The organism is Caballeronia insecticola (assembly GCF_000402035.1).
Classification (GTDB): domain Bacteria; phylum Pseudomonadota; class Gammaproteobacteria; order Burkholderiales; family Burkholderiaceae; genus Caballeronia; species Caballeronia insecticola.
On sequence record NC_021287.1, the window covers coordinates 2,096,775 to 2,117,169 of the forward strand.

Annotated in this window: 20 protein-coding genes; 11 read left to right on the forward strand and 9 right to left on the reverse strand. The window is 65.0% G+C overall.

All coding sequences use genetic code 11. From position 1 onward, the window contains the following. Positions 1 to 84 precede the first annotated feature (84 nt). From BRPE64_RS09710 to BRPE64_RS09720, 3 genes are all read left to right on the forward strand, one after another. Positions 85 to 849, forward strand: coding sequence for an AzlC family ABC transporter permease (locus BRPE64_RS09710; protein ID WP_016345915.1), 765 nt, complete (start codon positions 85 to 87; stop codon positions 847 to 849). Continuing rightward, positions 846 to 1,184 carry an AzlD domain-containing protein gene (locus BRPE64_RS09715; RefSeq protein ID WP_016345916.1) on the forward strand — a complete coding sequence of 113 codons (339 nt, stop codon included), beginning with the start codon at positions 846 to 848 and terminating at the stop codon, positions 1,182 to 1,184. The genes BRPE64_RS09710 and BRPE64_RS09715 overlap by 4 nt, the downstream gene beginning before the upstream one ends. A gap of 163 nt (positions 1,185 to 1,347) precedes the next feature. Next, positions 1,348 to 2,112, forward strand: coding sequence for a DUF4088 family protein (locus BRPE64_RS09720; RefSeq protein ID WP_016345917.1), 765 nt, complete (start codon positions 1,348 to 1,350; stop codon positions 2,110 to 2,112). Between the two features lie 30 nt (positions 2,113 to 2,142). On the opposite strand, the gene BRPE64_RS09725 is transcribed toward BRPE64_RS09720, so the two are convergent. From BRPE64_RS09725 to BRPE64_RS09735, 3 genes are all read right to left on the reverse strand, one after another. Beyond that, the gene (locus BRPE64_RS09725; RefSeq protein ID WP_232519174.1) at positions 2,143 to 4,311 is read right to left on the reverse strand and encodes an ATP-dependent helicase; all 2,169 of its coding nucleotides are present in this window, start codon (positions 4,309 to 4,311) and stop codon (positions 2,143 to 2,145) included. Positions 4,312 to 4,422: 111 nt separating this feature from the next. Beyond that, positions 4,423 to 4,680 carry a hypothetical protein gene (locus BRPE64_RS09730; RefSeq protein ID WP_044041466.1) on the reverse strand — a complete coding sequence of 86 codons (258 nt, stop codon included), beginning with the start codon at positions 4,678 to 4,680 and terminating at the stop codon, positions 4,423 to 4,425. An 84-nt stretch (positions 4,681 to 4,764) separates the two neighbouring features. Then, complete coding sequence (locus BRPE64_RS09735; RefSeq protein WP_016345920.1) at positions 4,765 to 5,196, reverse strand: hypothetical protein; 432 nt, start codon at positions 5,194 to 5,196, stop codon at positions 4,765 to 4,767. Between the two features lie 318 nt (positions 5,197 to 5,514). Between BRPE64_RS09735 and BRPE64_RS09740 the strand changes: the two genes are divergently transcribed. From BRPE64_RS09740 to fumC, 4 genes are all read left to right on the forward strand, one after another. After that, positions 5,515 to 5,736, forward strand: a complete 222-nt coding sequence (locus tag BRPE64_RS09740) for an RNA-binding S4 domain-containing protein (RefSeq protein WP_016345921.1) — start codon at positions 5,515 to 5,517, stop codon at positions 5,734 to 5,736. A 212-nt stretch (positions 5,737 to 5,948) separates the two neighbouring features. Next, the gene (locus BRPE64_RS09745; protein ID WP_044041467.1) at positions 5,949 to 7,397 is read left to right on the forward strand and encodes an MATE family efflux transporter; all 1,449 of its coding nucleotides are present in this window, start codon (positions 5,949 to 5,951) and stop codon (positions 7,395 to 7,397) included. Between the two features lie 440 nt (positions 7,398 to 7,837). Beyond that, positions 7,838 to 9,403 (forward strand): phospholipase D family protein, encoded by a 1,566-nt coding sequence (locus tag BRPE64_RS09750; protein WP_044042095.1) that lies wholly within the window; start codon positions 7,838 to 7,840, stop codon positions 9,401 to 9,403. A gap of 39 nt (positions 9,404 to 9,442) precedes the next feature. Further along, positions 9,443 to 10,846, forward strand: a complete 1,404-nt coding sequence (fumC, locus tag BRPE64_RS09755; RefSeq protein ID WP_016345924.1) for a class II fumarate hydratase — start codon at positions 9,443 to 9,445, stop codon at positions 10,844 to 10,846. Positions 10,847 to 10,876: 30 nt separating this feature from the next. Here the strand turns inward: fumC and BRPE64_RS09760 are convergent, their stop codons facing one another. After that, a complete protein-coding gene (locus tag BRPE64_RS09760) occupies positions 10,877 to 11,398 on the reverse strand; it encodes an acyl-CoA thioesterase (RefSeq protein WP_016345925.1) in 522 nt (173 codons plus the stop codon). Between the two features lie 73 nt (positions 11,399 to 11,471). Continuing rightward, on the reverse strand, positions 11,472 to 11,621 hold the full coding sequence (locus BRPE64_RS33425; RefSeq protein WP_173405439.1) for a hypothetical protein: 150 nt from the start codon (positions 11,619 to 11,621) through the stop codon (positions 11,472 to 11,474). A gap of 145 nt (positions 11,622 to 11,766) precedes the next feature. On the opposite strand from BRPE64_RS33425, the gene BRPE64_RS09765 reads away from it, so the two are divergent. After that, positions 11,767 to 12,516, forward strand: coding sequence for an ArsR/SmtB family transcription factor (locus BRPE64_RS09765; protein WP_044041468.1), 750 nt, complete (start codon positions 11,767 to 11,769; stop codon positions 12,514 to 12,516). 167 nt (positions 12,517 to 12,683) lie between these two features. Continuing rightward, positions 12,684 to 14,876, forward strand: a complete 2,193-nt coding sequence (locus BRPE64_RS09770) for a DUF6600 domain-containing protein (RefSeq protein ID WP_016345928.1) — start codon at positions 12,684 to 12,686, stop codon at positions 14,874 to 14,876. 73 nt (positions 14,877 to 14,949) lie between these two features. Here the strand turns inward: BRPE64_RS09770 and BRPE64_RS09775 are convergent, their stop codons facing one another. The 3 genes from BRPE64_RS09775 to BRPE64_RS32825 form a co-directional block, all read right to left on the reverse strand. Next, positions 14,950 to 15,921 (reverse strand): thymidylate synthase, encoded by a 972-nt coding sequence (locus BRPE64_RS09775; protein WP_016345929.1) that lies wholly within the window; start codon positions 15,919 to 15,921, stop codon positions 14,950 to 14,952. A gap of 152 nt (positions 15,922 to 16,073) precedes the next feature. After that, positions 16,074 to 17,453, reverse strand: a complete 1,380-nt coding sequence (locus BRPE64_RS09780; protein ID WP_016345930.1) for a sigma-54 dependent transcriptional regulator — start codon at positions 17,451 to 17,453, stop codon at positions 16,074 to 16,076. A 261-nt stretch (positions 17,454 to 17,714) separates the two neighbouring features. Further along, positions 17,715 to 17,933, reverse strand: coding sequence for a hypothetical protein (locus BRPE64_RS32825; RefSeq protein ID WP_144063345.1), 219 nt, complete (start codon positions 17,931 to 17,933; stop codon positions 17,715 to 17,717). Here BRPE64_RS32825 and BRPE64_RS33660 point away from each other — a divergent pair. Both BRPE64_RS33660 and BRPE64_RS09790 read left to right on the forward strand, forming a co-directional pair. Beyond that, on the forward strand, positions 17,932 to 18,309 hold the full coding sequence (locus BRPE64_RS33660; RefSeq protein ID WP_232519175.1) for a hypothetical protein: 378 nt from the start codon (positions 17,932 to 17,934) through the stop codon (positions 18,307 to 18,309). The two genes, BRPE64_RS32825 and BRPE64_RS33660, sit on opposite strands and share 2 nt — an antisense overlap. A gap of 100 nt (positions 18,310 to 18,409) precedes the next feature. Then, entirely contained in the window at positions 18,410 to 18,907 is a 498-nt protein-coding gene (locus tag BRPE64_RS09790) for a dihydrofolate reductase (RefSeq protein ID WP_016345932.1), read from the forward strand. Between the two features lie 47 nt (positions 18,908 to 18,954). Here the strand turns inward: BRPE64_RS09790 and pmbA are convergent, their stop codons facing one another. After that, positions 18,955 to 20,325 carry a metalloprotease PmbA gene (gene pmbA / locus BRPE64_RS09795; RefSeq protein WP_044042096.1) on the reverse strand — a complete coding sequence of 457 codons (1,371 nt, stop codon included), beginning with the start codon at positions 20,323 to 20,325 and terminating at the stop codon, positions 18,955 to 18,957. Positions 20,326 to 20,395 lie beyond the last annotated feature (70 nt).

The window sequence follows — 20,395 nt, forward strand, 5'->3', positions numbered from 1 at the left end:
CCTGAACGCATAAAGACAAAGCGCAAGAACGTACAAGCGTCCGAAGCAGCGTTTTACGTATCCTCGCTTACCCAGGAGGACATCTTGAAAGCAACACCCGTTCAGCCATCCGGCGCCGCACTGCGCGAATTCGCCGCCGGCGCGCGCGACACCATCCCGATGATGGTCGGCGCGGCGCCCTTCGGCGTGATCTTCGGCACGCTCGTCACCGCAAGTCCGCTCTCGCTTTGGCACGGCCAGTTCATGTCGCTCGCGGTTTTCGCGGGCTCGGCGCAGTTCATCGCGGTCGGGTTGATCGCGTCGCAGGCGAGTTTCGCCGTCATCTGGGCGACGACGCTCGTCGTCAATCTGCGTCACGTGCTCTACTCGGCAACGCTCGCGCCCTATGTCGCGCATCTGCCGCGACGCTGGCGCTGGACGCTCGCGGGCTTCCTGACCGACGAAGTGTTCGCCGTCGCCTACGCGCATTATCAGAAGCGTCCGCCGGGCGAAACCGGTCCGCACTATTTCTTCGGCTCGTGTCTGTCGATGTATCTGAACTGGCAGATGTGGACGCTCATCGGCCTGCTGTTCGGCGCGGCGTTCCCGGGCCTCAAGTCGCTCGGACTCGACTTCGCGATGGTCGCCACGTTCATCGCGATCATCGTGCCGCAACTCGTCGCGCTGCGGTTCGTCGCGGCGGCGCTCGCATCGGGCGTGCTGTCGTTCGCCTGGCAGGGCTGGCCGTACAAGCTCGGGCTGCTCGCCGCGGTGCTCGTGGGCGTCGTCGTGGGCATGGTGCTCACGCTGATCGAAAACCGGCCGCAGGCAAAGAACCGCCTGAAGAATCCAAAGGAACGCACGCAATGAACGCCGCAACGTCCAACTATGTGCTGCTGATCGTCGGCATGGCCGTGGTCACGTATGCGATCCGCGCCGCCGTGTTCGTGCTGGGCGAGCGTCTGCCGTTTCCGCCTGTCGTGCGTACTGCACTGTCATTCGTGCCGGTGACGGTGCTCACCGCGATCATCGTGCCGATGACCGTCTCCCCGCACGGCGGCGGCGCCGAAATCACCTGGCGTAATCCGCAACTGGTCGCGGCCGTGGTCGCGATCATCGTGTGCGTGGTGACGAAGCGGCCGCTCGTGACGATCGCGGTGTCGCTCGCCGTGTTCTTCCTGTGGCAGTTCGCCGTGTTGCGCTAAACGTTTTCGCGCGGGCGATTATTAAACGGCTTTCAAAAAGCCTCGAAAAACCCTCAAGTTCCCGGATATCCCGCCGATATCAGAAACGAATGGACTCCGCCCGAGAAGCGGCGCCGACAGCATTTCCCGCCTTGGACAGCCGAGCGCGGAACCGGGAACCGACATGCCTCAAATCACCCTTTCGCTTCGCGACGAAACGATCGCTTCGCTGCAACGCGACTTCGACGCGTTTCTTCGTCTGTCGCTGAAGCTCGATCCGCAATTCGTCACGCCTTCGTTCGAAGACTTCCTGCGCGCGAAGCTGCTCGACAATCCGATGCCGCTCACCGAGCAGGCCGTGCAGCGCATGCTCACGCACGGCCAGTACGCGTGGGCCAAGCGCGCGCTCGACAAGGAGTTTCCGGATGTCGTCGAAATCCTGATTCGTCAGGCGGCCGAGCACGGTTTCGCGTTCGCGATCCGCGCCGACTGGACGGCCGAGGATCTCGTGAAGGCGTCGCGCGAGTGGGCGACGGCTATCGTCACCGAAGCGAACGGCGACGTGTCGCAAGTGGACATGCTCGCGTCGCAGATCAAGTCAGCGGCGGCGGACATCCGCGAAGTGGAAGAGAAAATGCAGACGCCCGCGTGGCGGCTCGCCGATTCGCTGCGTCAGCGCGTGTACGAAGGCAAGATTGCGGTGGAAACGAGCGTCGGTTCGACGGCGCGCGAGAAGCTCGGCGAGTTGCGCGGCCTGCTCCGGCTCGGCATTTTCTATGGCTCGATTCAGAAGCAGGAAGCCCAGCAGGTGCTGGAATATCTGCGCTCGCTGCGGCCGGAGTTGTTCATCGAAGAGCCGTACGATGGCTTCACGCGCTTCGCCGGCTGGCTGCGCAGCATTTTCTCGCCGTCGCCGCGCACGCCGCGCGCCTCGCGGGCGCCGCGCTGAGCGCGTTATTCCCACATTCGGCGACGCGCGTTACTCCCACATACCCTTCAGGCGCGCCGCGATATCGAGCTTCGCTTTCGCGGCCGCCGCCAGCCCCTCCGCCGTCGGTGCGACAGGCGCGACCACCGGCGGCCACGCGGTGGCCTCGAAGTGCTGCATCAGATGCTGCGGGATGAAGCGCGTGCGCTGCGCCCACACGTGACGGTCGCCGAGATGCGTCTGGTTGTGCACGTAGAAACGCTGCGGCGTAACGACGTGTAAGTCTTCCTTCGCACGCGTCATCGCGACATAGAGCAGGCGGCGCTCTTCGTCGATTTCCTCGTCGCTGCCCGTGCCGAGATCGGACGGAATGCAGCCGTCGACGCCGTTCAGCACGAACACGTTGCGCCACTCCTGGCCCTTCGCCGAATGGATGGTCGAGAGAATCAGATAGTCCTCGTCGAGCATCGGTACGCCGGATTCGTCGCTGGTCGCGTCGGGCGGATCGAGCGTGAGTTCGGTCAGGAAGCGCTCGCGCGTCGGATACGTCGACGCGATGCTTTCCATTTGCAGCACGTCGCCGATACGAATGGCCGCGTCCTCGTGATTGCGCTCCAGATGCGGCTCGTACCAGCGGCGGATCATCTCGAATTCGGCGGGCCAGCCGGACTCGCGCCCGCACAGTTTCGCCATTAGCGCGACGAAGCGCGGCCAGTCTTCGCTCGCGCGCGCGGGCGCCTGAAACTGCGCGATCGCGCGGCGGGCTTCGTCTTGCGCGACGCTATCCAGCAAGCGCCCGGCGATTGCCGGCCCGATGCCCGGCAGCAATTGCGCGACACGAAATCCCGCGACGCGATCGCGCGGATTTTCGGCCCAGCGCAACACCGCGAGCACGTCCTTTACGTGGACGGAATCCAGAAACTTCAGCCCGCCGAACTTCACGAACGGAATGTTGCGGCGCGTAAGTTCGATTTCGAGCGTCGCGCTGTGATGCGCGGCGCGAAACAGCACCGCCTGCGCCTTGAGCTTCATGCCCGCCTCGCGCGCTTCCAGCACCTGTTCGACGATATAGCGCGCCTGATCCGCCTCGTCCGCCACGCTGACGACGCGCGGCTTCTGTGCCGATGCCTTGTCGGTCCAGAGATTCTTCGTGTAACGCTCGGTCGCGAGCCCGATTACCGCGTTCGACGCCTCCAGAATCGGCAGCGTCGAGCGATAGTTGCGATCGAGCGTGACGGTCGCGGCGGGCGGCTCGAAATGCCCCGGAAAGTCGAGAATATTGCGCACCGTCGCGCCGCGAAATGAATAGATGGACTGCGCATCGTCGCCGACGACGGTGAGGCCGCGCCCGTCCGGTTTCATCGCGAGCAGAATGGACGCCTGCAGGCGATTAGTGTCCTGATATTCGTCGACGAGCACGTGATCGAAGCGGCTCGCGAGATCGGCGGCGACCGACGGCTCCGCCGCGAGATGCGACCAGTACAGCAGCAGGTCGTCGTAGTCGAGCACGCTTTGCGTCTGCTTGGCGCTCACATACGCGGCGAACAGGCGCTTGAGATCCGCTTCCCACTCGCGGCACCACGGAAACGACTGATCGAGCACCTGAACGAGCGACGCGCCCGTGTTCACGACCCGCGAATAGATCGCGAAGCAGGTCGATTTGGCGGGAAAGCGTTTCTCCTTGCCCGATAAACCGAGTTCATGCCGCACGAGGTTCATGAGATCGGCGGAATCTTCGCGGTCGTTGATCGTGAACGACGGCGCGAGGCCGACGAGATCGGCGTAATCGCGCAACAGCCGGGCGCCGACGCTGTGAAACGTACCCGACCACGTCAGACCCTGCGCGATTGCACTGCGCGTGCCGAGCGCGTTGGCGGCGATACGCGTCACGCGCCGAGTCATTTCGAGCGCCGCGCGGCGCGAGAACGTGAGCAACAGGATGCGATGCGGATCGGCGCCCTTCACCAGCAAATGCGCGACGCGATGCGCGAGCGTGTTGGTCTTGCCCGAGCCCGCGCCCGCGATGACGAGCAGTGGTCCGCCGCAGCGGCCGGGTTCATCGACGCCGAATTCCACCGCCCGGCGCTGCGCCTCGTTCAACCTCGCGAGATAGTCGGCGACCTGTTTCGCGGTGGTCTCGGAAGCGGCGTCGGCGGTGTCGGGAGCGGTGAGCACGGGAAGGAAGCGGCGGGAAAAGAGTGACGCACACTGTATATCCATACAACCCGCGCGTGCAAGTCCTTGGCTCGATTACGGTTTTGGCCCCAAATGCGAACGAGCCCGGTTCATGCGAACCGGGCTCGGTTTGTCACGGGAAAAGCGCGGCTGCGCTTATTGCGCCTTCTTCGCGTTCTTCAGTTTCGCGTCGGCGGCGGCTTCGTTGGCTTCGGACTGCGCCTCGGTCTTCTTCTTGTCGGCCTTGGCCTGCGCGACGGCCGCGTCCTTATTAGCCTCGTCCTGCTTCTTCGCGGCCTTCTGGTCGGCGTGGGTCGGCGCGTCGCTCGTCGTCTGCGCGATCGATGCCGCGCTCATGCTCGCGAACGTCCCCGCGACCAGCGCGGCCAGCAATGCATTCATCTTTCGATTCATGATGTCCTCCCTTCGCGTCTTGCTTTGCAGACGCTTATCAATGCGGCGAGACCGCCGTCGGGCGGCCGCGCAGTTTCATCGGGCTTAGTGTTGCAGGCCCGTGTCCTTCGGCGTGCTCGGTTCGGTCGCGTTCAATTCGGCCTTCGCGGCGTCCTTGTCGGCCTTGCGATTGATCTTCGCGTTCTTCACTTCTTCTTTGTATTGCGCCTTGGCCTGCTGGTTCTGCGCCTTCATCTCGGCCTTCGATGCCTTCTTCGACGCGCGGTATTCCGCGTTCGCCTCCGCGTTCGCGTTACGGCGCTGCACGAGCGGATCGGTCGGCGCGGGCGCCACCAGGTTCTGCGGCGGCGGCGTCATCGGCTGCTGGGCTTGCGGGGCCATCGGCGCGGCACTGCCCGGCGCCATCTGCATCGTCTGCGGTTGCATCGGCTGCGGCTGCGCGGTTTGCGCATAAACGCCCGATGCGGCAAGCGTGGCGATGGCGGAGCCGATCAACAGAATTCGAGCCTTTGTCATGGAGCTAGTCCTCTCTTTAGTTGGCGTCGGCGGGCGCTGAAACGGCGATGAGCGAGCGCGCCACGCGACTTTTGTCGTTCATAAAAGATGACCGAAGCTGCATCGATCAAAAAGTCGGACCAGCCGGCGATCGGGTGAGTTCGCGAAAACCAGTCATTGTTACCGAAGGTTTCATCTGGCTACAAATGCCCACACGTTCCCTTGCGATCCGATTACCGGCGTCCGTCATACGATTAGCATGGCGCATGCCCGGCACGCGCACGCCGGTGGTTTATGATTGACGTCTTCCTGCCTCACTCATCGATTTTCCCGTCCGTCATGCCGCCACTTCAATTCACCCTCACGGGCGACTTCGTCGAACTTCACAATCTGCTCAAGCTGATGGGCCTCGCGGACAGCGGCGGCGCCGCGAAGGCACGCGTCGCCATGGGCGATGTCACCGTCGACGGAAAAGTGGAACTGCGCAAGACGTGCAAGATTCGCGCGGGTCAGAAGGTCCAGCTCGACGGCCAGATCATTCGCGTGCGCGCGCCGGAATGACGCGCTGCGGCTTGACGGAGCGCCGCATCGGCCACGCCGGGCGAGTTCCGAAAAGCCGGGGATAGCGGGCGCGTCATCGACAGGTTGCACGCAAGGCAATAAGCTAGTCGTCTTTCGTTCCGGTTTCAGCGCCGGGAATTTGCGCGGATTCGACGCGGTATTGGCTTTTGTCCCCGCCCGCCGCCTTCGATCCGTTTAATACGCCTTCAATCATGCAACCCCAAATCACGCGCGCCGCCCGCGCGCATCAAGGACCGCCCAGCCTGTCGCGTCACGCTATCGACACCGCGCGGCTCGCTGCGCCGCTCGCCATCGCGCAGCTTTCGCAAATGGCGATGGGCGTCACCGACACCATCCTGCTCGGCTCGCTCGGCCCCGACGCGCTCGCCGCGGGCGGCCTCGGCGCGAATCTCTTTTTCGTCGTGGTGACTTTGCTGCAGGGCGTGCTGACGTCGGTGTCCGTGTCGGTCGCGCACGCGCGCGGCGCGAACGCGGACGAACGCGTGCCGGGCATCTACTGGACCGGGCTCGTGCTCTCCGTGCTGCTCGCCGTGCCCGCATTCGTGCTGCTGAGCTACGCCGAGCCGATCCTGCTCGCGTTCCACGAACCGGCGACGCTCGCGAAGAACGTCGGCGAATATTGCGCGGTGCTGCGCTGGGGGACGCCCGGAAGTCTGATCGGCGTCGGCATGATGCGCGCGTTTCTGCCCGCGATCGGCGCGGCGCGCCGGCTTCTGTGGGTGTCGATCGGCGGCGTGTTCGTCAACGGCTTTCTCAACTACGGCCTGATTCACGGCGCCTGGGGCCTGCCGCGCGAAGGCTTCCTCGGCTCGGCCGCGGCGACCGCCATCACGGTCTGGGGCATCGCGATCGCGCTCGTTTTGCTGCTGCATCTGCGCCCGCGCTACCGCCATTTCGTGAGCCGCGCGCGCCCGCGCCTGCCGCTGATGGGCGAGCTTTTCGGCATCGGCTGGCCGGTCGCGATCACCTACGGCGTCGAATCGACACTCTTTCTCGCCACCGGCATGATGGTCGGCCTGCTCGGCGAAGGGCCGCTCGCCGCGCATCAGATCGCGCTCAATGTGGCGTCCGTCGCGTTCATGGTGCCGCTCGCGATCGGCCAGGCGGCCAACGTGCGCGTCGGCTACTGGGTCGGCGCGGGTGTGCCGCTCGCCGCGCGCCATGCGGGCTTCGTCGCGCTGGCGCTGGGCGTCGGCTTCATGGTGTGCTCGGGGCTCGTGCTGATCACCGTGCCGCGCGCGATCGTCGGGCTGTATCTGCATCTCGACGATCCCGCCAACGCGCACACCGTCGCGCTCGCGGCGTCGCTGCTCGGCGTGGCGGCGGTGTTCCAGATCGTCGACGGCATGCAGACGGTCGGCTCCGGCTGCCTGCGCGGTCTCCGTGACACACGCATACCGATGCTCGCCGCCGCGTTCGGCTACTGGGGCGTCGGCTTTCCGACCGCCTATGTGCTCGCGTTTCACTTCGAACTGGGTCCGAAAGGCCTGTGGTGGGGACTCGCGGCGGGCCTGGCGAGCGTCGCCGTGCTGATGACGCTGCGGTTTCATCGCATCAGCCGGAAGTTCATCGAGACCGGCGTCGCGCCCGTGCCCGAAGACGCCGCTGCGGCAAGTGCGGCGCCGCACGGCCACGCTTGAAAACACGCGGGATAAGCACCGCAGCCGCGCACCGATATACATAGCAGGAATGCTTGGTTGGCCCGCTCGACGCGCATTGCTACGATGAACTCGTCTCCTCCTTGAGACATCTGTGACAGGGGTTGTCAGCCCGCTCTCAGCCAGCGGGCTTTTTTTCGTCCATGCGCTTCGTGTTTTGCTCTGTCGATGGCGCTCGTGCGGCGTAAAACACGCCCCCGCTCCGATTTCCCATAGAATAATTTCGAGATACGGCCCGAGAACGCTCCTTGCTTCATCGTGCCGACAATGCGAAATCAAGAGGAATCGAAGTGTCGGAAAGCCGGGGAAAGCTGGAAGCTGGACAAGATGGCGTAGATCGCGAAGACATCAAACAGCGGGTCACGCCCAATCGAAAACTCGGCGCCATCGTGCGCCACGCGGCCGCTGCCGTCGCGTTGACGATGCTCGCCGCCTGCGCGACGCGTCCGCCCGCGACGGCCTTCGATCGCCCGGTGAGCCACGCGCTGCCCGCGAGCGGGCCGACGCCGCTCGCCACCGCCCTCGCGCCGCTCGAACAGGCGCATCCGGATCAGTCAGCCGTGCGGCTGCTGCCCACCGGCACCGACGCGCTGCAGGCCCGCATCGCGCTGGCCCGCGCGGCGACCAAGACGCTCGACATGCAGTACTACATCGCCGAGGAAGACAACACCGGCAAGCTCCTGCTCGGCGCCGCGCTCTATGCGGCGGATCGCGGCGTGCGCGTGCGCATGCTCGTCGACGATCTGAACTTCAAGGACATCGACCGGATCATGGCGGCGCTCAACTCGCACGACAACATCGAGATCCGCGTCTTCAACCCGTTCGGCAGCGCGCAGCGCAGTTTCTCCGAGCGCACGCAGAACGTCTTCACGAACCTCGGCCACTTCACGCGCCGCATGCACAACAAGGCGATGATCGCGGATAACCAGATCGTGATCGTCGGCGGGCGCAATCTCGGCGACGAATACTTCAGCGCGAGCCCGACGCTGCAATTCCGCGATCTCGACGTGTTCGCCGCCGGCCCGGTCGCGCAGAAAGTGTCCGCGAGTTTCGACGACTACTGGAACAGCTCGCTCGCCTATCCGCTGCGCGCGCTCAACAAGCAGAAGTTCGATCCGTCCGAACTCGACAAAACCCGCGACGACCTGCGCGCTCACTGGCGCGCGCAGGCCGAGCCGCTGAACGCGAAGCCGCTCAACGCGACGCCGCTCGCGCAGCAGATCGCGCGCGAGCAAATGGGCCTCGTCTGGGCGCCGACCGAATTCTGGGTCGACTCGCCGGGGAAGATCGAACATCCGAGCGACGACTATAAAAGCCCGCCGATGGAGCGACTGCGCAGCCTGCTGACCGACGCGCAGCGCGAATTCCTGATCCTCTCGCCCTACTTCGTGCCGCACGATACCGGCGTGCAGGCGCTCGCGGAACTCACGCGCCGCCGCGTGCGCGTCGCGGTGCTGACCAACTCGCTCGCCGCGACCGATGCCGTCGCGGTGCAGGCGGGCTATGCGCCGTATCGCATTCCGCTGTTGCAGAACGGCGTCGAATTGTACGAATTCAAGCCGATTCAGATCGAAGGCGAAGGCAGTCCGAGCGCGGGCCTCTTCGGCTCGCAGTCGCGGGCGAGCCTGCATGCGAAGGCTTATGTCATCGATCGGAGTATTCTCGTGATCGGCTCGATGAATCTCGATCCGCGCTCGGCGAAACTCAATACCGAACTCGCGCTCGTGATCCATGACAAACGCATCGCCGAGGAAGCCGCGCAACTGTTTGAGCGCAGCACGTCGCCGCAGGTCAGCTGGCAGGTGCATCTGGCGAGCGCGGCGGTCATGGAAGAACTCCGGCGCACGGGGTCGCCGCAATCAGGCCTCGTCTGGACGACCGAGCGCGACGGCAGCCTCGTCACCTACAATTTCGATCCCGAGGCGGGTTTTTATCGCAACGCGATGACGGGCCTCTTCATGCTGCTGCCTGTCGACAAGCAGCTCTGAACTCACCGGAAGCACATACTTCGCGAGGAGCTTGACGCCATGACACACGACGCGCAAGGCGACGTACGGATGGAAAAAGACACGTTCGGCGAGATTGCCGTGCCGAACGGCAAGCTATGGGGCGCGCAGACCCAGCGCTCGCTGCAGAACTTCAAGATTTCGACGGAAAAGCAGTCGCCCGAGTTGATCACCGCGCTCGCGATCATCAAGCACGCCGCCGCCGAAGTGAACGAAGGGCTCAAGGTGCTCGACGCGAAGAAGGCGCGCGCGATCATGGAGGCGGCGCAGGAGATCATCGACGGCAAGCATCCCGACGAATTTCCGCTCGCCGTGTGGCAGACCGGCTCCGGCACGCAGACCAACATGAACCTCAACGAGGTGATCGCCAATCGCGCGAGCGAGATCCTGGGCGGACCGCGCGGCGAGGAGCGTCTCGTGCATCCGAACGACGACGTGAATCGCGGCCAGTCGTCGAACGACGTGTTTCCGACGGCGATGCACGTCGCGGTGGCGTATGGCATCGTCAAGCATCTCGTGCCGTCGCTGAAGACGTTGCGCGAGACGCTGCATCAGAAGGCGCGCGCGTTCGACAAGATCGTGAAGATCGGCCGCACGCACTTGCAGGATGCGACGCCGCTCACGCTCGGCCAGGAATTTTCGGGCTATGTCGCGCAGATCGATCAGGGCATTCGCCACGTGGAGGCGTCGCTGCCGCATCTGTATCAGCTCGCGCAGGGCGGCACGGCGGTCGGCACGGGACTGAACGCGCATCCGGAATTCGCGGTGAAGGTCGCGCAGGCGATCGGCAAGCTCACCGGGCTGCCCTTCGAGACCGCGCCGAACAAGTTCGAGGTGATGGCCGCGGCCGATGCGCTCGTCGCCGCTCACGGCGCGCTGAAAACGGTCGCCGCGAGCCTGATGAAGATCGCCAACGACATCCGCTGGCTCGCGAGCGGTCCGCGCTGCGGGCTCGGCGAACTGTCGATTCCGGAGAACGAACCCGGCAGCTCGATCATGCCGGGCAAGGTGAACCCGACTCAGTCCGAAGCCGTCACGATGCTCTGCTGCCAGGTGTTCGGCAATGATGTCGCGGTGAATTTCGGCGGCGCGAGCGGCAACTTCGAGCTGAATGTGTTCCGGCCGATGATCGCGCATAACGTGCTGCAATCGATTCGCCTGCTCGCCGACGGCGCGCAGAGCTTCAACGACAACTGCGCGGTGGGCATCGAGCCGAACGAGAAGCGCATCGACAGTCTGCTGAACGAATCGCTGATGCTCGTGACGGCGCTCAATCCGCACATCGGCTACGACAAGGCCGCGAAGATCGCCAAGAAGGCGCACAAGGAAGGCACGACGCTCAAGGCGTCCGCGCTCGCGCTCGGCTTCGTGACCGAGCAGCAGTTCGACGACTGGGTCAAGCCGGGGGATATGGTCGGGAAGTAGGCGCGCGACGCCTCGTTTGACGCGGCGGGTTCACACCTTGCCCGCCGCGACCTCTTCCGGCTTCAGCTCGACGATCGCGTCGAGCGCGTCCTTCACGTCCATCGCGTAACGGGCGAGACGTTTCTCTTCTTCCGTTTCCGGCACGAAGGACGGCACGGGCGTTGGCTGCCCTTTTTCATCGACGGCGACGAAAACCATCAGGCAATCGGTCGTCTGCTGCAACTCGCCGACTTTCGGGTCGCCCGCGTGCACGGAAATATGGATGTGCATGCTGGTGCGCCCGGTCGAGACCACGCGCGCGCGCAACTCCACGAGATTGCCGACGAGAATCGGCCGTCGAAAACGGATATTGCCGACGCTCACCGTCACCGCGTAACGTCCGGACCACATCGCCGCACACGCGTAGGCGGTTTCGTCGATCCATTTCATCAGCGCGCCGCCATGCACTTTGCCGCCGAAGTTCACCGAAGTCGGCTCGGCGAGAAAGCGGAAAATGGTTTCGGCGCGGCTTTTCGGCACCGCGGGAATGGGGGATGAAGTCGGCGTGTTCATGGGGGCGTCCGGCGGTTGTTCGTCTCTTTGCGGAAATGCGCCGAGAGATAGCGGATTATAGGGTCCGCAATATTCAATCGTGGACAGTAATGCCCCGGTCGATGGTGCCGTACATGGTGATGCTGCCGCCCCCGCCCGCCGATGACGCTCCGCCCGCACCGCCCGCACAACCCGCGCACAGCACCAGCACGCCGAGCAAGCCTGAAACAATGAGTCTGGACATACGAATTTCTCCTGCCGTATCGAACTGCAAGCGTCCATCATAGCGCCGGCGTTGTGCATCGACATTTCGGCGTGCGGTGAAACATCGGTTGCCGGGCCGCGTTAAAGTGGGCAGACCGACTACTTCGCCCGATACGGACATCGCCATGAATTCCGCACTCGCCGACGCCGATTCCCGCTCCCGCCACTTTCCCGGGCTGTCGCGCATCGGCGCGCTGATCGCCGATCCGGGCCGCGCCGCCATGCTCTGGTCGCTGATGGACGGCACCGCGCGCCCCGCCGGCGAACTGACGATGATCGCGGGGCTATCGCCGTCGGCGGCGAGCGGCCATCTCGCGCGCCTGACCGAGGGCGGGCTGCTCGCGCTCGAAGTGAGCGGCCGGCACCGCTACTACCGCATCGCGACCGCCGATATCGCCGCGGCTATCGAGGCGCTCGCCAATCTCGCGCGGGCGAGTGCGCCGCAACGCGCGCCCGAGCGGCCGCCGTCCGCGGTGCCGGTGGAGATGCGTTTCGCGCGCACCTGCTACGACCATCTGGCGGGCGAACTGGCGGTGCGGATTTTCGAGCGGATGATCGCGCGCAACTGGCTCGCCGCCGACGACGAGCGCGAGCAGGCCCACGGTCCCGCCGCGCTCGACGCAACGCCCGAAGGCGCGCGGGCGTTCGCCGAGCTGGGCATCGACCTGAAGGCGCAGCGTGCGCGGCGGCGGCGTTTCGCGTGTACGTGCATCGACTGGAGCGAGCGCCGGCCGCATCTCGGCGGCGCGCTGGGCGCGGCGTTTCTCGAGGCGTGCGAGTCGCGCGGCTGGATCGAGCACACGGCGCAGCGGCGCGTGCTGCGCGTGACGCCGTCGGGACACCGGCATTTCGACGGCTTTCTGGCGGCGCAATGAGCGGGCAATGAGCGGGCAATGAACCGGCGATAAAGCTTTGTTACGCGCACCTGCGCGCCGTTACAAACCGCATCGTACGGATACAGGCGCGGGCGATACATTGATCCGGTAGGCTGCGCGGGCTGACAGCGTCCAGATGGCGCACCGCGCGGCCGCCGGAGAATACGATGAAAATCAGAACGATCGCCGCCGCCACGCTGTGCGCGTGCGCAGTTTTTTCGACATCGGGGCCGGGAGCGCTTGCTCAAACCGCGCCGCCCGCAGTGGCCGCGCAGACAGATCAGGGCGATCCGCCCGGACGCATCGCGCGTCTGAACTACATGGCGGGCACTGTCACGACCGAGCCCGCCGGCGCATCCGACTGGTCGTACGCGCAGATCAACCGCCCGCTCACGACGGGCGACCAACTCTGGAACGACGAAAACGCGCGCTCGGAGCTGCACATCGGCTCTACGGCGGTGCGGCTCGGCTCATCGACGGCGCTTTCGGTCCTCGCCCTCGACGACGCCACCGCGCAACTCAAGATCGCCCAGGGCACGCTGTCGACGCGCGTGCGCGACATGCCGCCCGGCTCGACCTACGAGATCGATACGCCGAACCTGGCGCTCGCCGTGACGACGCCCGGCGACGTACGCGTGGACGTCGCGCCCGATGGCCGCGCGACCACCGTGACAGTGCGCAGCGGCGGCGCCACCGCGTATGGCGACGGCGCGGCGGTGCAACTCGCGGGCGGCCAGCAGGTCACGTTCGAAGGCACGAATCTCCAGCAGGCATCGGCGAACGCGGCGCCCGCGCCGGACGCATTCGATCAATGGAGCGCGGGCCGCGACGCGAACGAGGATCGCTCGATATCGGCGCGATACGTGTCGCGCGACATTCCCGGCTACCAGGACCTCGATGCCAACGGCACGTGGCGCACGGATCCGTCATACGGAGCGGTCTGGGTGCCGAATGCGGTATCCGCCGACTGGGCGCCGTATCGCGCAGGACACTGGGCGTGGCAGGCGCCGTGGGGCTGGACCTGGATCGACGATGCGCCCTGGGGCTTCGCGCCGTATCACTACGGACGCTGGGCGTATGTCGGAACGCAGTGGGCGTGGGTGCCCGGTCCGATGGCTGCTGGAGCGCCGCCCGCTTATGCGCCTGCGCTGGTCGGCTTCGTCGGGGATGGCGGTAGCGGCGTCGACTGGAACGTCGCACTGACGGTGGGCGGCGTCGCGGCGGCGGGGCTCGCGTGGTTTCCGCTCGCGCCGGGGGAAGCCTGGCATCCGCATCGCGACGGATGGAGTCCGCGTTACTACGAGCGCGTGAACCGCTCGGTGTACGTGCATAACACGTTCATCAACTATCGCGCGCCGCGCGGGCTCACCGCCCTGCCCGCCAATGCGTTCGTGCATGGCCAGCCGGTCGGACGCAGGCCGTATGCGGTCGATCCGTCGCGCTGGCGCAATCCGCGCTTCTTTGCAGGCGCGCCGGGCATTGCGCCGACACGCGACAGCTTCGCGCCCGGTGCGCGGCGCGCGGATTACCGGCCGCCGCAGGGCGGCTTCGCGCGCCCGGTCGTGGCGACGCGCGCGCCGGTCGCACCGCCGGCTTTTCATGACCGCTTCGCGCAGCAAGGGGGCGGCCACGGAGCCGGAGCGCCACGGGTCGATAATGTGCGTCTCGTCGCAACCCACGGGCCGGCGCGCGCAGTGATCGCGGGCGGCGCGGGCAATGGTCCCGGTGGACCGAATCGCCTTGATGGTCGCAATGCACCGCATGCGCCGACGCCAGGCTCGCCTCAGCGCCCGGCATTCGCGGCGGCGCCCGGCGTCGCGCAGCCGATGCAGGCAGCGCAACCGCATGGCAACAATGTCCCGCGTCCGCCGCAGCAAGCGCAGTTCGGCGGCGATCCGCGCTTCTCGCACGGCGATGCATCGCATGGGCGAGCCGTTCCGAACGATACGCACGGCAGGCCGTCGCAGCAGGTTCAGGTTCAGGCTTTCCAGCATGGAGCCCCGCCCACGCAAGCGGCGCCGCAGCAACAGCAACGGCCGCCGGACGCGTACCACGCGTACCATCAGGCGCACGCCGAATCGCCGCACGCGCAGATGATGCCCGCCCAACAGCCGCGTCACGAGATGCCGCAGCAGCGTCCGCAAGAGCGTCCGCAACAGGAAGCGCAACGGCCGCAGTTCCATCAGGAGCCACAACGTCAGCCGATGCATCAGGAAGCGCGTCAGGCGCCGCCGCAGATGCAGCACCAGGAGCCACGTCAGGCGCAACAAGCGCACCAAGCGCAACCGCATCAGCCACCGCAACAAGCCCAACAGCCGCAACAACAACGCGGCGGCAACGGCAACGACCATCGCGGTTGAAACCCCGCGCCACAAACGAAAACGCGCGGCCCGAGAGCCGCGCGTTTTCACATCGATGAAACGAAGCCGGGACTTACACCGCCATCGGCGCGGTGAGCGCCTCGTGGTGCTTGTACCCTTCCAGCGCGAAATCCGACGGCTCGATCTTCTCGAGCCACTCCGGCTCGTAGCGCTTCGTGACCGCGTAATCCGGCACGCGGTCCGAAATGATCAGTTGCGGCGACGCATACGGCTCGCGCTTCAACTGCTCCTTCAGCATGTCGAGCTGATTCTCGTAGATGTGCGCATCGCCGATAAAGTAGGTGAACCAGCGCGGCGTGAAACCCGTCAGGCGGCCGACGAGATGCAGCAGCGCCGCGCCTTCGGTCAGGTTGAACGGCGTGCCGAGCCCGACATCGTTGCTGCGAATGTACAGACACAGCGAAATTTCGCGCGTCACCGCATTCGGGATGAACTGATACAACAGATGGCACGCGGGCAGCGCGATTTCGTCGAGCTTCGCCGGATTCCACGCATGAAACAGGATGCGCCGGTCGGTCGGACGCTCGATGATCGTGTCGAGACACTGCCGCAACTGGTCGATGGCCTTGTACAGCAGCACCTGCTCGCGCCCGTTCTCGACGAAGCTCGTGACAAGCTGATAGCCGCGATTGGTCGCGTCGGCGATCTGATCGCCCGCGGCGGCATCGACGAGCTTGTAGGCGGGCCACTTGCGCCACTGCACGCCGTAGACATCGCCGAGATCGTCCGGCCCCTGGCGATACGGATTCTCGAGCCACTGCGGGTTTTCGTTCGCGTTCGCGTCCCAGACCTTGCAGCCGAGCGCGCGAAAATCCGCCGCGCTTTTCGACGCCCGCAGAAAGCCCACCAGTTCGCCGATCGCCGACTTGAACGCGAGCTTCTTGGTCGTCACGGCGGGAAAGCCCTGCTGCAGATCGAAGCGCAGCATTGCGCCGGGCATGCTGATCGTGCGGATGCCCGTGCGGTTTTCCTGCCATGTGCCGGTATCGAGGATCGTCTGGACGAGCTCGAGATACTGTTTCATTCGATGTTCCTTGGGGTGTACCGCGCGCCGTCACGAACGGAAGGCCTAAAGAGAGATTTTACCAAGCGCGGGGTATGCGCGCTCTAATGCGCCAACGCGCCAATACGAAAACGGGCGCCCGAAAGCGCCCGTCCGATGAGCCGAAAATTCGATCAGCCGCGCGTCGCGTGCTCCGGCGGCACATCGACTTCGATATGCCGCATGCCGTGCGCCGACAGCAGCCGGTACAACGTCACGCGCGAGATGCCGAGTTCGTGGGCCGCATCGCCGAGACGCCCGCGATGCCGCAGCAGCGCCAGTTCGATCGCCTGCCGCTCGGCCGCCTCGCGCGCCTGCGCCAGCGACACCGGCGCCACTTCCACGTATTCGCCCAGTTCGAGATCGCGCGCCGTGATCTGACGCCCTTCCGACATCACGATCGCGCGCCGCACGCGGTTGATCAGCTCGCGCACGTTGCCCGGCCAGCCATAGTTGTGGATCGCCGCGATCGCGTCCGGCGAGAAGCCGCGCAGACGCCGGCTCGCGTCCTTCTTGAAGCGGTCGAGCATATGCTTCGCGAGCAGCTCGATGTCCTTGCCGCGCGCGCGCAGCGGCGGCTCGTCGATCTGCAGCACGCACAGACGGTGATACAAGTCGGCGCGGAAACGCCCTTCGATCATCGCGGTCTGCATGTCGACGTGCGTCGCCGAAATGATGCGCACGTCCACCGGCGTCGAGCCGTGACCGCCCAGGCGCTCGACCTTGCGTTCCTGCAGGAAACGCAGCAGGCTCGCCTGGCTTTCGAGCGGCAGATCGCCGATTTCATCGAGGAACAGCGTGCCGCCGTTGGCCGCTTCCACGCGGCCGATCTTGCGCTGATTCGCGCCCGTGAACGCGCCGCGCTCGTAGCCGAAAAGCTCGGATTGCAGCAGATGCGCGGGAATTGCGCCGCAGTTGATCGCCACGAAAGGCTGATCGCGGCGCGCCGAACGTTCGTGGATGGCGACCGCCGTGAGTTCCTTGCCCGTGCCCGATTCGCCGGAGATGAACACCGGCGCGTCGGTCATGGCGACTTTGCGGATCGAGCGGAACAGCGCGAGCATGGCGTCGCACGAGCCGACCATTTCGCCCTCGGCGCGGCCTTCGCTGCGCGCGTCGTTCGACGCGGCGTCGTGCAGCGCGACCATGCCATACGCGTGACCGACGGAATCGACAATGCGGTCGTTCGACGTTGGCAGCGTCACGTAATCAAAGCAATAGTCGCGAATCAGGCGCCGCACGGCGGCGTCTTCGAGTTGTCCCGCCACCGTGGCCGCGACCCAGCCGACGTTGGTCATCGTCAGCGACGATTCAAATGCCGCCAGTTCATGCGATTCGAATTGGCTCGACAAATCGAGCAGCCCGCCCGTTGCCAGATCGCTGCGCAAAGCTTTGCGCGTGTCGCGCGCGCTCGCGACGATTTCGATGTGCCAGCCGCGCTCCTCGAATCGCGCGCACAGCGTCTCGCTTGGATCGCGAGTTACGTATATGAGTTGCCGCCGAGCGACGTCCATTATTCAGATCCTTTGTTCAACGTTCGTTGAAAAGGTCGCGTAGTTCAGGCTCTCGCTACATCGCTGACTTCTTTGCCCTCACGCATTTGCCGTTACGGTTGGCAGTGGGACTTGTATTCAAAACGACGCCCCCGAAACACACGGAGCGAAACACCCCGCACCCTTCCACGAAACCCTTTATGTCTGATTCTGTGCCGTTTTTGAGAGACTACTATAACCCAGAAACACCGAAAACAAATATCGTCACAAGCGCCGGATTAGCTACAAAACCTTGATAGGACGGGCTTGGCAAGAATTTCTCACGTAATTATTAAAAACTTTCCGCACGTTTTGATAAGACAAAATCTTATACCGGTTTTGTGAGAACTTCAGGTTTTTCTGCCGCGATGTTTCAGCGTTGAAACGTTTTCGGCTGATTTGCAAAGCCTGCTTCTTGCGCATTTTTCGCCACTCTTTGCGCCGCAACGGATCGCGGTTCATGGCATGTATTTCGCTAAATTCAGGCATGCCGGAAGGTAAGAACTACCGTTTGCCGAACGAACGTTCAATTTCTACGATTATTTCATTCCGCGATAATCGTTATACCGGCGAGCCGATTACTTTATTCCCGATTAGTGCAGATGCGGGAATAGTTACCTTGGATTATGTCGTCAAGATGGCACTCGATAGTTCATTCAGACGCGGCGAAGTATCCGAAACGCAACAAGACGGTGAAGACACGGACGAATTCATGCGCGCGCGGGCTCCCGCGATACGCACGACCGGTTCCGGCATCAGCGTGACGCTATGGGACGAGGTCGAACCCTGCGTTCCCCGCACGACGACACCGCTCGCCGACGACTCGCCGGAGACGTGACCCGACGCGGGCCGGACATGGCTCGCGCAGGTGTGTCGGTTAGAATCGAGACCCCGGCGGCGCCTGCGCGCACGCCCGTCCTTCGAATTCAACCCTTCACATGACGACGCTGACTCTGATCGTCGCCCGCGCGCGCAATGGCGTGATCGGACGCGATAACCAACTGCCCTGGCGCCTGCCCGAAGACCTCGCGTTCTTCAAGCGCACGACAATGGGCGCGCCCATCGTCATGGGACGCAAGACGCACGAATCGATCGGCCGGCCGCTGCCGGGGCGGCGCAATATCGTCGTCTCGCGAGACGCCACGCGGCGCTACGAAGGCTGCGACGTGGTGACGAGCCTCGACGCGGCGCTCGCGCTCGAACCAGCGAACGAAGCATTTCTGATCGGCGGCGCGCAGTTGTATCGCGACGCCATCGCGCGCGCGGACAAGATGATCGTCACCGAGATCGACGCCGATTTCGACGGCGACACGCACTTTCCCGCGCCCGATCCCGCGCACTGGCGCGAAGTGTCGCGCGAGCCGCATCGCGCGGCGGCGCCGAACACGTTCGACTTCGCGTTCGTGACGTACGAGCGCATCGGCGCGTCGGAATAAAAAAAGCCCCGGTGCTCCGGGGCTTTGTCGCTTTTGGCGGGTTCGACTCACTGTCCCGCTATGGTCATCCGCTCGATCAATACCGAGCCGATTTCCTTCGTGCCGCGCACGACGGTATCCGCGCCGATCGCCTCGATATGGCGGAACATCTCCTGCAACGTGCTCGCCACCGTGATTTCCTCGACAGCGTGCTGGATCTTGCCGTTCTCGACCCAGAAGCCCGACGCGCCGCGCGAGTAATCGCCCGTCACGTAGTTCACGCCCTGTCCCATCAGTTCAGTCAGCAGCAGGCCGGTGCCGAGTTTCTTGAGCATTGCCTCGAAGTCGTCTTCGGGCTTCGTGTGCGTGCTTTTCATCGTCAGATTGTGCGAGCCGCCCGCGTTGCCGGTCGTCTTCATGCCGAGCTTGCGCGCCGAATACGTCGACAGGAAATAGCCCTGCACGACGCCGTCCTCGACCACGTTGCGCCGCTGCGTGCGCACGCCTTCCTCGTCGAACGGCGCGCTGCCCATGCCGCCCTTCACGTGCGGATCCTCGACGATCTGAATATGCGGCGCGAACACCGGCTTGCCGAGGCTGTCGACGAGAAAAGTGGTCTTGCGATACAGCGCGCCGCCGCTCACCGACTGCACGAACGCACCGAGGATGCCCGCCGCGAGCGGCGCCTCGAAGAGCACGCGGCATTTGCGCGTGTCGAGGCTCCGGGCGTTCAGGCGCGCGAGCGCGCGTTCCGCGGCGTAGCGGCCGACCGCTTCCGGCGCGGCGAGACGGGTGGCGTCGCGCTTCGAGGTGTACCAGTCGTCGCGCTGCATGTCGCGGCCGCTCGCCGCGATCGGCGCACACGCGATGTAATGCCGCGAATACGGATAGCCCGCAATGAAGCCACGCGACGTGGCGAGCACGAACTGCGAATGCTGCGCCGACACGCTCGCGCCTTCCGAGTTGGTCACGCGCTTGTCGACGGCGAACGCCGCCGCCTCGGCGCGACTCGCGATGTCGGCGGCCTCTTCGGCGTCGATGTCCCACGGATGATAGAGATCGAGATCCTGCGGCGCCTTTTCCAGCAGTTCCTCTTCGGCGAGCCCGGCCGCGCTGTCTTCGGCCGTGAAGCGCGCGATGTTGTACGCGGCGGCGACCGTGTCGCGCAACGCGTCGCGCGTGAAGTCGGCGGTGCTCGCGTTGCCGCGCTTCTGGCCGATGAACACCGTCACGCCGACCATCTTGTCGCGATTGTGCTCGATCGTCTCGACTTCGCCGCGCCGCACGCTCACCGAGAGGCCGTCGCCTTCGGAGATTTCGGTGGCGGCATCGCTCGCGCCGAGTTCCCTGGCGTACCGCAGGATGTCGGAAGCGATCTCCTTCAGCTCGTCCTGCGTATGCGGGAAATAGCGTTGCTTGACGTCCATGTCTGCTGCCATGTTGAGGTGCCTTTGGAAGTCGGGCGGCGCGCGCCCGCACATGTCGTGGTTGCTTCGGGAGTCCCGGCCC